The organism is Gibbsiella quercinecans (assembly GCF_002291425.1).
Lineage (GTDB): Bacteria > Pseudomonadota > Gammaproteobacteria > Enterobacterales > Enterobacteriaceae > Gibbsiella > Gibbsiella quercinecans.
The window spans coordinates 2,168,310-2,182,151 of sequence record NZ_CP014136.1; the positions used below are offsets into that span (position 1 = coordinate 2,168,310).

General features: G+C 55.8%; 12 protein-coding genes. 1 reads left to right on the top strand and 11 read right to left on the bottom strand.

The annotated features are described in order from the left end of the window. Positions 1-12: 12 nt before the first annotated feature. The 4 genes from ACN28Q_RS10050 to ACN28Q_RS10065 are packed head-to-tail and all read right to left on the bottom strand — an operon-like array spanning position 13 to position 4,488. Positions 13-351, bottom strand: coding sequence for a DUF190 domain-containing protein (locus tag ACN28Q_RS10050; protein ID WP_095846224.1), 339 nt, complete (start codon positions 349-351; stop codon positions 13-15). A gap of 58 nt (positions 352-409) precedes the next feature. Further along, on the bottom strand, positions 410-1,420 hold the full coding sequence (locus tag ACN28Q_RS10055; protein WP_095846225.1) for an HlyD family secretion protein: 1,011 nt from the start codon (positions 1,418-1,420) through the stop codon (positions 410-412). A gap of 21 nt (positions 1,421-1,441) precedes the next feature. Continuing rightward, a complete protein-coding gene (locus ACN28Q_RS10060; RefSeq protein ID WP_095846226.1) occupies positions 1,442-3,016 on the bottom strand; it encodes an MFS transporter in 1,575 nt (524 codons plus the stop codon). Beyond that, on the bottom strand, positions 3,013-4,488 hold the full coding sequence (locus ACN28Q_RS10065; RefSeq protein WP_095846227.1) for an efflux transporter outer membrane subunit: 1,476 nt from the start codon (positions 4,486-4,488) through the stop codon (positions 3,013-3,015). Before ACN28Q_RS10065 ends, ACN28Q_RS10060 begins: the two co-directional genes overlap by 4 nt. Before the next feature lie 226 nt (positions 4,489-4,714). On the opposite strand from ACN28Q_RS10065, the gene ACN28Q_RS10070 reads away from it, so the two are divergent. Continuing rightward, positions 4,715-5,341: a TetR/AcrR family transcriptional regulator gene (locus ACN28Q_RS10070; protein ID WP_230469514.1), complete on the top strand. Its 627-nt coding sequence runs from the start codon at positions 4,715-4,717 to the stop codon at positions 5,339-5,341. Between the two features lie 149 nt (positions 5,342-5,490). Here ACN28Q_RS10070 and fucO read toward each other — a convergent pair whose 3' ends face one another. The 7 genes from fucO to ACN28Q_RS10105 form a co-directional block, all read right to left on the bottom strand. Next, entirely contained in the window at positions 5,491-6,639 is a 1,149-nt protein-coding gene (fucO, locus tag ACN28Q_RS10075; protein ID WP_095846229.1) for a lactaldehyde reductase, read from the bottom strand. Positions 6,640-6,665: 26 nt separating this feature from the next. Beyond that, positions 6,666-7,313 carry an L-fuculose-phosphate aldolase gene (gene fucA, locus ACN28Q_RS10080; protein WP_095846230.1) on the bottom strand — a complete coding sequence of 216 codons (648 nt, stop codon included), beginning with the start codon at positions 7,311-7,313 and terminating at the stop codon, positions 6,666-6,668. A 137-nt stretch (positions 7,314-7,450) separates the two neighbouring features. After that, positions 7,451-8,446: a LacI family DNA-binding transcriptional regulator gene (locus ACN28Q_RS10085; RefSeq protein ID WP_095846231.1), complete on the bottom strand. Its 996-nt coding sequence runs from the start codon at positions 8,444-8,446 to the stop codon at positions 7,451-7,453. Between the two features lie 64 nt (positions 8,447-8,510). Beyond that, positions 8,511-10,091, bottom strand: a complete 1,581-nt coding sequence (locus ACN28Q_RS10090) for an FGGY-family carbohydrate kinase (RefSeq protein ID WP_095846232.1) — start codon at positions 10,089-10,091, stop codon at positions 8,511-8,513. A 50-nt stretch (positions 10,092-10,141) separates the two neighbouring features. Further along, positions 10,142-11,092 (bottom strand): ABC transporter substrate-binding protein, encoded by a 951-nt coding sequence (locus tag ACN28Q_RS10095; RefSeq protein WP_095846233.1) that lies wholly within the window; start codon positions 11,090-11,092, stop codon positions 10,142-10,144. Between the two features lie 73 nt (positions 11,093-11,165). Further along, a complete protein-coding gene (locus ACN28Q_RS10100; protein ID WP_095846234.1) occupies positions 11,166-12,149 on the bottom strand; it encodes an ABC transporter permease in 984 nt (327 codons plus the stop codon). A 3-nt stretch (positions 12,150-12,152) separates the two neighbouring features. After that, a complete protein-coding gene (locus tag ACN28Q_RS10105) occupies positions 12,153-13,652 on the bottom strand; it encodes a sugar ABC transporter ATP-binding protein (RefSeq protein WP_095846235.1) in 1,500 nt (499 codons plus the stop codon). Positions 13,653-13,842: the final 190 nt, after the last annotated feature.

The window sequence follows — 13,842 nt, forward strand, 5'->3', positions numbered from 1 at the left end:
CAGGCCGGGGATTCAGCCCCCGGCTTCTGCAGTGGGGCCGCCACCCAGCACCCCGAATTCAGCGGCGACCTTAACATAGAAAAGATTCACCTGCTCTTGCGCCAACACCTGCATAAAGTGCTGGGCCTCGTCTTCGGAAACCACCAGCGTGACCTGCACGGGCTGATCGGACAGATCGAACAGGTTGACCGCATGCATGGCGCCGTCATGCCCCAACCCGCCGAGCGCGCCGCTTAGCGTCGCCCCGCGCAGGCCCTGGCGTTTGGCCTCTTCAATCAGCCACTGGGCAAGCGGCAGCCGCCCGTGCATGCGGTCTTGCTGGGTAAAGAAAGTCATTTGATAGCCGCGCATATTTCACCTTTGCAGAAAAGTAAGTTGACCGCCACCGGCGGTTACGCCCCTTGCATCATCACACAGATTTTGCGCCGGTGCCTGCGACATGCACGGTCGGTGTGACCGACATCCCCACCCGCAGTTGCTGCGCCGCCGGCTGCCCGCCCTCTAAGCGGATACGGATCGGCAGGCGCTGAACAATCTTGGTGAAATTGCCCGTGGCATTATGCGGCGGCACCAGCGAGAAGCTCGCGCCGCTGGCCGCCCCCAGGCTTGCCACGTGCCCTTTCAGGCGCACGCCGGGCAGCGCATCCACCGTAATGTCCACCGGTTGACCAACCTGCACGCGCGCCAGTTGGGTTTCGCGGAAATTGGCTTCGATGTAGATATTATCCAGCGGCACCAGAGTGAGCTGGGGTTCGCCGGAATGCACATAGCCGCCCACGCGCACATGGCGTTGGGCAACGATGCCGGCGACCGGTGCGGCCACGCTGGCATAGGAGAGCTTCAAATCGGCATCGGCTTTCGCCGCCCGCGCCTTTTCCCATTCGGCATGCAGCACAGCTACCTGCTGTTCGGCGGCGCGCAACCCGGCCTGATCGTGCTCATAGGCAGCGCGCTGCACGGCCCATTCCGCCTCGGCCTGCTGTTGCGCCTGCACCGTGCCGGAGCCATCACGGGCCAGGTTGGCGAAACGCTGGCGGTTGCGTTCGGCCAGTTTGAGATTGGCGCCCGACGCGCCAACCGCGGCGCGCGCCTGGGCGATGACGCTTTGCTGGCGATCCAACTGCGCCTGGAAGCTCGCGACGGCGGCCTGCGCATTGCTTACCGCAACCGCCAGTTCACGATCGTCAATGTGAAACAGCGGTGCGCCGGCCTGCACCTGTTGATTGTCGTCAACGGAAACCGTGGTGATCACACCCGAGACTTGCGGGGCGATCACCGTTAAATCGGCCTGCACGTAGGCATCGTCGGTGCTTTGCGCATCAGCGCTGGCCTCCGGTCGATTCAGCAGCCAAAACGCGGTGGCTACCACGGCGACGGCAACGATAGCGATGATGATTTGCAGATGATATTTCTTGGTCATTTTCTCTTTTCTTTAAGCTAATCAGGAAGCTGTGCCGGCCTGGGTTTTCGGCGGTGCAGATGGCACCATCCGCGGCACCACGGGCGCGGGAATGTATTGGAACTTCAGTACCAGCGGGATCATCAGCAGCAGTATCAGGCCGATAACCCGATAGACATCCGCCACCGCCAACACGCTGCTCTGCCGGGCAATCTGCTCGGCCAATGCGGTGGGCGAGCTAGCAAAACCGTCCCAATGGGCCATCAGGTTGCCGGTCTGATCGCGCAGCGCCTCATAGTGGAAGCGGGTGCGCAGCAGGTTCAATTGACCGATGAAGGCACCAGCCAGGATAGTGCTTATCACACGCACGATATTCACCAGGCCGGCAAGGAACGGCCCTTCCATCGGCTGCACCACGCTGACAATCAGAAACAGCATCGCCACCATAGCCAACGGCTGGCCAATGGCATGCAGCAGCGTAGCGCACAGCAGTTGGCGTACCATCCATTCATCGGTAATCCCTGAAGCCAACCAACAGGCCGCCGCCATGCAGGCCAGGCCGGCGGCAAAAACGTAGCGCGCATCGACCCAGCGCTGATACAGCAGCACCGCCACGCACGAGCCCAGCACCAGTTGTGGCAGCCCGACGATCAGCCCCAGCGGCGCGGTCTGTGCCAGGCGAAAACCGTGCAGGCCGGCTAGCGCGTTGGCCGGCAGCCCGACGCCGGCAAACATCGCCACCAGCAGGCCGAGCAGCGCGATAAAACCCAGCCAGATATTGCGGCGCTTCAGCAGATCCAACCGGACGAACGGCGCCGGGTGGAACCACTCACACACCAGAAACAGTGCCGTGAAGATCGCGCCAACGCCAAGCGAAGCAACGATCACCGGCGAGTTGAACCAGTCCAGGCGAACGCCCTGATCGATACCGACCACCAACAGCATCAGGCCCGGCAGGCCAAGCGCCATACCAAACCAGTCCGCCTGTTTCAGCCGTGGCAGCGCCGGCGGCATTTTGGGGATACCCCAGCCGACCATCGCCATGGCGATCAGCCCGAGCGGGATCACATGCCAATAGGCCCAACGCCAGTTTTCCAGATGATCGACGCACAGGGCGGCCAGCCAGAGCGCCACATTGGGCGACAGCGTGGCGGTCATGGCGAACAGCGCCAGGCCGTGCAGCCGGATCGGCGCGGGCAGGAAACGCAGGGCCGCCATCATCAGGATCGGCACCAGCGAGCCGGCGCACAGGCCATGCAGCACACGCAGCGCCAACAGCAAGTGCAGATCGCGCACCCAGGGCAGCACGGCGGCGAGCACCATCGCCGCCGCCAGCATCGTTAAATGGAAGCGGCGCATCGAGAACGTAATCGCGAACCAGGCGGCAAACGGCATCGCCGCCAGTTCGCCAGCCGAATAGGCGGTGGAAAGCCAAGAGAAATCGTCTTTCGCGAAGCCCAGCCCGCCTTGCATATCCACCAGCACCAACGCAGGCACCCGGCTGCTCAGGCCCGCCACCATCGCGGCCAGCAGCACCCCCAACAACCCGACGGCCAGCCGGACGCCAAATACCGGCTGCGACGACGCGGCGGCAGGCGCAGACACGGCCGCACTCATGACGGCGCCCTGACCGTTTCAGCCTGCAGCGCCGGTGACCAGCCGCCACCCAGCGCCCGATACAGCGCGACCACCGCCAGCGCCGAAGCGGTAGCGCAGTCGCTCAGTTCCGCCTGGCTCGCCAGCAGCGTGCGGCGGGCAATCAACACAGTGGTGAAATCCGCAGTGCCTTCCTGATAGGAACGCTGCGCGACAGTCAGCGCTATCTGGTTATTTTCCAGCGCCGTTTGCAGTTGTTCATGCCGCTTCAGCTCGCTGGCGTAGGCGCCCAGCGCATCGTCCACTTCATGCCAGGCGCGCAGCACCGTTTGCTGATAGGCGATGCCCGCCAGCGTATGGCGCGTTTCACTCAGTTCCAGTTGGCGGCGCAGCCGCCCGCCTTCGAAGATCGGCAGGTAAAGCGTTGGTCCGAACGAATAGCGGCGGGAATCCCAACTGCCGAGATCCGTCAGATCAAACGCCTGCACGCCAAGCGAACCGGTCAGGCTGATGCGCGGGTAGAAATCGGCCTGGGCGGCGCCGATGTCTGCCACGGCGGCACGCAGCTTCGCCTCCGCCTGCAGGATATCCGGCCGCTGCCGGGCCAGCTCGGAAGGCACACCAATCGGCAGTTGCGCCGGCATCGCCGGCAGCTTCGCCGCCGCCAGGCGCGTATCAAGCTCACGCGGCGGTTTGCCCAACAGCAGCGCTAAGGCATTCATCAAGCCATCGCGCTGGTGGTTCAACTGCGTTAAGCGCGCCGACAGTTCGGCGGCATCCGCACGCGCCGATGCCGCATCGAAGCGGTTGGCAACGCCGTTGCGCTCGCGGCTCTCCGCCATGCGCACCAGATCGTGGGCGATACGCTGGTTCTCTTCCACCAGTTCCGCCTGCGCCTGTATGCCACGCAACAGCAGATAGGTGCGGGCGATCTCCGCCGTAACGGAAACTTCCGCCGCCGCTTTTCCATAGGAAGCCGCTTCCAGGTTCGCCTGGGCGGATTCGCCGACATGGCGCAAATGGCCCCAAAAATCGAGCTCCCATGCAGCCTGTAGCCCCATCGACCAAGTGTCGTAACCACGGGTGGGGGCGCCGAGGCGGTGGGTTGGCGAGTTCTCGCTGATGGCCGAACGTGCATAGCCCGCATCGGCCGCCAGGGTGGGCTGGCGGGCTGCATCGGCGATCCCTAACTGTGCGCGGCTCTCTTCAATCCGCAGCGCCGCCGCCTGAAGATCCAGGTTGGCGCCCGCCGCCGATTCCAGCGACAGCAGCGTGGCATCATTGAACAGTGCCCACCAGCGCGCCGGTGCCGGCGCATCGCTCAGGGCGGGTTGGCTGCTGACTGCCGATTCACGCGCCTGCAACGCCGCCGTTGCCGGGCCAATCGATGGCGCCTGCACCGAGGGGACGGTGCTGCAGCCAGCCAATAACAGAAGAAGTGCTAACGCAGGGGGGCCTTGATACAACAATCCGCATCGGGCAGAACGATTCATTTATTTCCTCAAACCGAGAGCAGTACTAGCTGGTCTCTTTACTTAACCATTACAAACAAAGGGGCATCGCGAACGGGCTGCGCCAATGGATACCGATCGGTATCCTATAGATTAATCCGTAACACGTCAATTACCAAACATTCACAATATGAATAGGTTTTCTGATTGGAAACCGATAGGTATACTGCCGGCAGTATTTGGCCTTCACTGCAACCCAGGAGCCCCCGTGAGCGAAACTGCTGATCCCCATGATGAAAAAACGGCCGTTGTCCTGAATGCCGCCGCGGCGGTGTTCCTGACGCACGGCTTTAGCGCAGCGACGACGGACATGATCCAACGGGAGGCCGGGGTTTCGAAAAAGACGCTGTACGCGTGTTTTCCCAGTAAAGAAGCCATGTTTACCGCAGTGATTGATCGCCAGTGCGCGGTAATGGCCGCCACCGTTAAGGCGATCCAACCGGCGCCGGGCAACCTGGCCAAAACGCTGACGGACATCGGCAGGGCCTATCTGGATATTGTGCTGTCTGATACCGGCGTGGCGCTGTTCCGCGTGGTGGTCGCCGAGGCGCCGCGTTTTCCGCAGGCCGGTCGGCTCTTCTACCTGGCCGGCCCTAAAATGGTGACGGCGATGGTGGCCGAGCGGTTAAGCGATGCCTCGCGGGCGGGTGATATCGACATCCACACCATCGGCGCAGAGACTGCGGCTTCGCTTTTCATCAGCATGGTGCGCACCGAAGGCCAGTTGGAAGGGTTGTTGCACCCCGGCTCACGGCCCTCGGTCGAGCAGTTGGACCGCTGGGTGCGGCTGGCCGTGGAGACGTTTATCGGGCGGTTCGCGGTGCGGCGAGCGTGAGAGCGGCGTGGCGGGCAATCCAGGCGGCATCGCAGAAATGGACGATGCCGCTTTATTATCAAGTTCGCTGATCGTCTGGCCGGTCAGTTGTGAGAGAAAACAGGTATACAAAATCCGGTACAGGCTCCCTTAATGGCCATCTCACAGCACTACCAGGCGGCGTGATACAGCTCGATAATGTCGGCAAGGCTCGCTTCACGCGGGTTACCACCGGTACACACATCGTCAAATGCGGCCTGCGCCAGCGCCGGAATATCTTCCTTACGTACCCCAACATCGCGCAGGTGTAACGGGATACCGACGTCGCGATTAAGTGCAAACACCGCATCCACAGCGGCATTACGCGCATCAGCCAGACTCAGCCCTTCCACTTTCTCGCCCATCGCACGGGCAATATCGCGAAACTTCTCGCCGGTATATTCCGCGTTGTAGTACATGACATGCGGCAACAGGATGGCATTCGCCACACCGTGCGGGGTGTTGTAAAACGCCCCCAGCGGATGCGCCATACCGTGAACCAGCCCTAGCCCAACGTTGGAAAATCCCATCCCGGCAACGTATTGCCCCAGCGCCATCGCCTCCCCGGCATCACGCTGGCCGGCAACCGAACCGCGCAGCGCGCCGGCAATAATCTCAATCGCTTTGATATGCAGCGCATCGGTCAGCGCCCAGGCGGCACGGGTGATATAGCCTTCAATCGCGTGGGTCAATGCATCAACGCCGGTCGCAGCTTTGAGCGCGGGCGGCATGCCGTCCATCATGTCGGCATCAATAAACGCCACCTGCGGGATATCATGCGGATCGACACAGACAAACTTGCGGCGTTTCTCTTCATCAGTGATCACATAGTTAATGGTCACCTCCGCTGCCGTTCCCGCCGTCGTTGGAATGGCCATCACAGGCACGCTGGGGTTACGCGTCGGCGACAGGCCTTCCAGGCTGCGTACATCAGCAAACTCGGGGTTATTGCTGATAATGCCAATCGCTTTGCAGGTATCCTGCGGAGAGCCCCCGCCAATAGCGATAAGGTAATCGGCGCCACTTTGCGCAAATACGCCCAGCCCCTCTGTTACCACCCCGATAGTCGGATTGGGGATCACACCAGAATAAATTTCCCATGCTAACCCGGCAGCATCCATCTTATCGGTCACCTTCGCGACCACGCCGCACTCCACCAGCGTTTTATCAGTCACAATCAATGCCTTATGATAACCACGGCGATTAACCTCATCGGTTAATATCTCCACCGCCCCCCGGCCAAACCATGCCGTTTCGTTCAGAATCATTCTGTTCGCCATTTTCTATCTCCTTCCGCTTTGCGAAATTACTCTTCAATACGTAGTCCGTAGGTTTTAAATTTCTCCAGCACTACAGCAATTTCATCATCATCCAGAATCGGCACCGGGTCGGTAATCGCCAGCGTGCTAAGATACAGTTGCGCCAGCACTTCAACTTCATGCGCCAGCCACAGCGCTTTTTCTAAATTAACTTCACAGGCTATCAGCCCATGGTGCTGCAGCAACGTTGCTTTGCGGTTTTTGAGGGCTACCGCAACAAATTCTGATAACGCCTGTGTGCCGAATGTGGCGTACGGCGCGCATGGAATGGAATTCCCCCCGGCGGCGGCAATCATGTAGTGAATGGCTGGGATAGGACGGTTGAGGATCGAAACGGCCGTGCAATGAATGGCATGATTATGAACAACGGCATTAGCATCTGGCCGGATTTGATAAGCGGCAAGATGAAAGCGCCACTCGCTGGAGGGTAACTTCCCTTCTTCGTAATGCCCCTGCTGATCAACATAGACGATCATGTTTTCAGTCAGTCTTTCGTAAGGGATACCGCTGGGCGTAATCAGCATGCCGTCATCATATCGTGTGCTAACATTTCCCGCCGTCCCCTGATTTAAGCCAAGGCGCGTCATTTCAAGGCAGGTTTCAATTATTTCACAAGATAAATTTGCTCTTTCCATCTTTATTCTCCGGATACAGTTCCCCTCGTCTTTATCACGAATAAAAATAAAGACAGGTCAGATTTTAGGTAAGAGCAACCACTGAATAGTAATAAATATTCAGTAGGTTGTTCTATTTTAATAATGTTCGCGTATTATTATTTTCTTACACGTTTAATTAATTTCATTTCAACTTTCACGGTCTCTTTCACCGGATGATCTTCAATAGCACTAAGCATCATATCGAAAGCCTTTTCCGCCCAGACATGTTCATCTTGTTGCATTGACCACACGTTATTAGACAGAAAGCCCAACATGGGGTGTTCATCGAACGTACCTATATTGATCTCGGGCGGTACGCCGCCGAAGCGATCGCGGATCGCTTTCACCGCCCCTTCCAACACCGGGAGTGACGAGGCGATAAACGCCTGCGGACACCCCTGCTCGTCGATCAACTTTTCCATAATCTGGTATCCCCCTTCGGGGTTGTTAACGGGCCCTTCACGCACCCATTCACGATGATAGATCCCTTTTTTGGCCAACGCATTAAGGTAACCGGCAAGACGATCGCTAATGCTTGGCAGACCGCAATCCCCGACTAAAAACCATACCGGCAGTTTTTCTGCCTCAAGTAAATCTTGCGTCAATCGCTCACCGCCCGCGATATTATGGCTTTCTACCAGGGCGTTATCCGTATACTTAAAATCACGGTCAAGCAACACCATGGGTTTTCTCACCTGACGTAGATGATGTTGCTGGTTCTCCAACGTCGAAGGCACAATAAAAAGACCGTCGACATTGCGGGCAATGAGCGCTTTAGTTAATTTATTTTCATAATCAACATCATCGTAAGTACAGCTAATCATTAACTGGTACCCAGAACGGCGGCAACGCTGTTCGAGTTTTTCTGCCAACGTGGCAAAAAAGACGTTGGAGATATTGGGCACGATCAGCCCCAGGGTATCTGTTTTATTCAGCTTCAAACTACGGGCTGAATAGTTAATGACATAACCATACCGCTCAACATATTCATTAATGCGCGTTTGTGTTTTGACGCTGATTCGGTATTGTTCAGCCTTGCCATTCAGCACCAGTCTTACGGTCGTCACCGATAAATTCAGATCGCTGGCTATCTGTTCCACTGTTTTAGCCATGTATGTGCCCCAGTTAACATCCAAACGTCAATTCACAATCATAAAATTATTTTGCACATTTGTCTTACTGCATCAGGCGGTTAAGCACCTGTTGCTGCTCCCAGAGCGCGAGATAAACCTGATATTTACGCTCAAAAAAATCCTGTCTCGCGGGATTTGCCTTAATCACCTCTCCCGGTGCCACCATGGCCTGGCATGCCGATGAGAAATCAGGCCAGCTACCGCTTGCCACTGCCCCGGTAATCGCCGCCCCCAGCGTTACGGCATCTTCCTCCTGCATGAGATGGATATCACAGCCCGTGGCATCCGCATATTCACGCAGCCACAACGCATTGTGCGTTGCACCGCCGCATAACGTCAGCCGGGAAATCGTATGGCCACTTTCACGCATGGCATCCATAATATGCCGCGTGCCGCAGGCGATAGCCTGCAGCGTAGCGAGGTACAAACGCGCCAATTGAGGCTCGCCGCTCTCCAGAGTCAGGCCGCAAACGCTCCCTCTGGCATCAGGGCGGGCCCGCGGCGAACGGTTGCCATGATGATCGGCCAGGACATGCAGATTACGTGTCGGTTCAGGTTCTTTCTCTTCCAGTGCCGCCACCCACTCATTGACTAACACCACCGGATGGCATCCGCGCTGTTCGGCCTTGAGAAACAGCCCGGCACTGGCGCCCGCTTCCTGGAGCGTCCAGTCCACCAGCGATCCAGCGGCGCTTTGCCCACCTTCCGTCAGCCAGTAGCCCGGAAGCATCGCAGACCAGTAAGGCCCCCAAACGCCAGCCGTATGTATCTCTTGTTCGCTACATAACATATGGCAGTTAGACGTTCCGCTAATCAGCGCCAGAGTACCTGCAGGCTGCACGCCAGCCAACGCAACGCCGCCGGCATGGGCATCAATCATCCCGCTTGCCACCACAACTTCCGTCGTCAGCCCCAATGCCTGGGCGGCGGCAGCGTTCAGCGTTCCCGCAGCGGCCCCGGGAGGAAGGATCCGCGCGGGAATTTTACCGAGCAAGTCAGTAAGCCCGACGGCCGCCAACAAGGAACGACTGAAGCGCTGTTCGTGCGCTAAATAGTTCCATTTGCAAGTCAACGTACACAGCCCGGCGACATCATTACCGGTGGCTTTCCACACCAGAAAATCCGCCAGATCGAAAAAACGATGGGTACGCTGCCAGGTTGCTGGAAAATGGTTTTTCAACCAGAGCACTTTAGGCAGTTCCATTTCAACGCTCACTTCCCCACCAACGTAACGTAGTGCGGGATCCTGCGTGGCGTTTATTCGTTCAGCCTCTGCCGTTGCACGGTGATCCATCCACATAATAATGTCGTGCTCGGACGCCTCGCCAGGCGACACCGCCAACCCTTCGCCCCGGGCGTCCAGAGCAACCAGCGAACAAGTCGCATCAAAGCCCAACGAGCGAATCGCGGTGGCGGGAATTCCGGCCGTTGCCACGGCCTCTTTTACCACCAGACAAACCTGCCGCCAGATTTCAGCGGAAGATTGCTCCACGCGTTCCCCGCCAGGCCGGAATTGAGAAACAGGGCGTGTGGCAAACCCCAGCCGCGTGCCGCTGGCATCATACACTCCCGCTCTCACGCTGGCGGAACCGACATCCACTCCAAGGAAATATCCACTACCCATAATGACTCCCTGACGCTGGCTAATAAGGGGAAAAGAGGCTATACACGATTTTATTTCTTGCCGAATGGATGCAATAACTTTTCAATTTCCGGCGTATTGATATTCTGCGCATTGACAAACTTCACCGGAATATCAATCTCTTTGGGTACGGTTTGCCCCGACAGCGCGGCATTCAAGGCCTTAATCCCCTGATAGCCGATCTGATAAGCATCCTGTACTACAAAGCCCTGGATCACCCCGGAATGGAGGAAGTTGATAATGGCTTCGGTGCTGTCAAAGCCAATCACTTTAACTTTTCCTTTCAGATTTTGGCTGTCAATGGCGTTCGCCAAACCAAGGGTTGATCCTTCATTCGTGCCGTAGAGCCCGGCAAGATCCGGGTTTGCCTGAATCATATCAATGGTCTTATCCATCGCTTTTTGTGGATCGCCATCGCTGTACTGAACCGGCAGCACCCTGATATCAGGATATTTCTCCTTCATCCGGGCAATAAATCCTTCCGAGCGTTCAATGGCTGAAGAGGTGCCCGCGACATGGGCAATGATGCCCACTTTCCCTTTGTTACTGACCAACGCCGCAAGTGCATCAGCCGCTTCGGCTCCCGCTTTGCGGTTATTTGTCGCCACAAAACTCACCGGAATAGTGGAATTTACGCCGGAATCAAATGTCACCACTTTGATACCGCGTGAATTTGCCGTTTCCACCAGCGGGGCGAGCGCATTGGCATCCAGCGCCGCCAGCAGCAAGCCATTGGGTTTTTGCGCCATCGCGTTTTCAACCAACTGAATCTGTTCGGCAATCTGGGTTTCATCCGCCGGGCCGACATAGCTGGTTTTGTCACCTAGCTCTTTCGCTGCGGCTTCCGTCCCCATTTTTACGGTTTGCCAGAACTCATGCTGGAAACCTTTACTAACCACCGGGAGATTCAAATCTTTCGCCAACGCGCCGGAAGTGATGCACGCCAGCAGGGATAACGCATAGATAAAGTGCCTGGTTTTCATTGTGGTACTCCGTTTTGAGTGAGTCACCCTTAACGTCAGGGCCCTTGTTCCCCGTGACTACTGGGAGCGTGAATCAACGAATCTTTTTGCGTAACGTATCGAGATAAACGGCCGCGATCACAACAACGCCCATTGCCACCATCTGCCAGAACTGCGAAACCCCCATCAGGTTCAAGCCATTTTTCAACACGCTCATGATGAATGCGCCAATGATGGTGCCGCCAATCGTGCCAATCCCGCCCATCAGGCTGGTGCCGCCAATGACAACCGCCGCAATCGCTTCCAGCTCATAGCCGACACCGACCGTAGGCTGACCGGAATTCAAGCGTGAAGCCAAAATGACCCCGGCAATCCCGGTGAGCAGGCCGCAGAAGGCGTAAACAAAAATTTTGACGCGCTGAACTTTAATCCCGGAAAGATGCGCCGCCACCTCATTGCTGCCGACGGCATAAACGTAGCGGCCAATCACCGTTTTTTTCAGGATGTAACCGGCGATGAGCGCCACAATAACGAGATAAAACACCGGGTATGGCAGCACATCGAATAAACGCCCCTGCGCCAGCATTTTGAAGGTGGGATAATCAGCAAAATAGATTGCCCGGCCATCGGTCATGACCATATTGATCCCTCTGACGGACATCATCAGGCCCAGCGTGGCAATAAATGGCGGGATCGTCATTTTGGTGACCAATAGCCCATTCACATAACCGCATAATCCCCCCGCCACGACGCCCGCCAGAATGCAAACCGGCAGCGGTAAACCAAGCGTTGCGCTGATACCTACCGCAACACCGGAAAAAGCCACCACAGACCCCAGCGAGAGATCGATCCCGGAGGTAATAATCACGAAAGTCACGCCAATCGCCATAATGCCGATTACCGAGGTTTGCAGAGCAATCGTCATAATATTTTCAGTATTAAAGAAAAATGGCGAACTGAAGCTGAAAAATATGATTAAAATAATCAGACTAAAAAGCGGCGCAAGGCGCATCAAAAGTTCTTTATTAATTTTTATTTTCTTATTATTGCTGTTTGAAGAGGTTACAGAGATGGTCATAGTTTAATCCTCTAGCGTCGCATATTGCATGATTTTTTCCTGCGTGGCGTTATCCGCATGTAGTTCACCGGTAATACGGCCATTACGCATCACTAAAATGCGATCGCACATACCCAGTACCTCCGGTAATTCAGAGGAAATCATAATGATGGACTTCCCTTTAGCCACAAGGCGATTCATTAATTCATAGATCTCCAGCTTCGCCCCAACATCGATTCCCCGGGTTGGCTCATCGAAGATCAGAATATCGGTGTCCTTACATACCCAACGGGCAATAATGATTTTTTGCTGATTCCCACCGCTTAAATTGAGCGCAGCCTGCTCAAGGTGCGGGGTTTTAATGCGGAGTGCCTTAACCTGTTCCGCGCTCGTCTGCTGACAGCGTTTAGTATCAACATTGCCAAAACGATCGGAGTATTCAGGATAATTCCCTAGCATAATATTACGCTCAACGGACAGGCCAAGCGCCAGTCCCTCTTTTTTTCTGTCTTCCGTTAAATAGCTAATACCTTGTTGGATCGCGTTGGGAATATCTTTTATTACCGTCTCTTTACCGTTCAGTTTAATGCTACCGGCATCGATGTGATCAGCACCGAAAATAGCCCGCGCCAGTTCAGTACGCCCAGCCCCCATCAGCCCGGCAAAACCCAAAATCTCCCCGCGATGGAGGGTAAAGGTGATGTCATTCAGCACACCCTTTCGCGCCAACCCACGCACTTCCAGTACCGGCGTCTGGTGAGCACAGGCTTCGCGACGGGGATAGATATTCCCCAGGTCACGGCCCACCATCATCGCGATCAAATCGCTGATTTTCACCGAGTCATAATCAACGGTATCGATATACTGACCATCGCGCATCACCGTGGCCCGATCGGCAATAAGAGCCAACTCTTCCAGGCGATGTGAGATATAAACAATCCCGGTTCCTTGTTCTTTGAGCAGGCGCGTCACCTGAAATAAACTCTCAATTTCCGTTTCCGTCAGCGCCGCCGTTGGTTCATCCATAATAAGGATTTTGGCATTAACGGAGATAGCCTTTGCAATCTCGACCATCTGTTGTTGTGCAACAGTAAGATCGCCCACCAGCGTATCGGGTGAAATATTCAGGTTTAATTTTTTCAAAATCTCAGTAGCGGCTTGCCGCTGCTGCTTTTCATCCAGCCGCCAACGGTTATTTTTGCAAAACTCCCTGCCGATAAATATATTTTCTTCAACAGTTAACTCAGGAAAAAGGTTAAACTCCTGATGAATAATCGTAATACCCGCATTTTGCGCGCTCAGCGGGTTAGTAAACGATACGGTTTTATCTTCAAAAACGATATCCCCTTCATCGGGTTGATAAACGCCGGATAATATTTTCATCAGGGTGGACTTTCCCGCGCCATTTTCACCCAATAGCGCATGAACTTCGCCTTTGCGTAAAGTAAAATTCACATTACTCAACGCTAATACACCTGGGAAACGCTTAGTAATATGACTCATCTGTAAAAATGTTTCAGACATTGCTGCTTTCCTCAATAATCAGAAACTGCAGTCAGTGAATCAGGCGAAGAGCATTTTCAGGGGGCCATCGTCACCGTGAATGCGAACACTTCCTGGTAACTCATATACGTCACATCAATTTATCTTACCGATGCTGCTAACTCGAGTTAGCTTGAGTCTTTTAAAGTTATTTTAGCCGCCCAAAATAGCC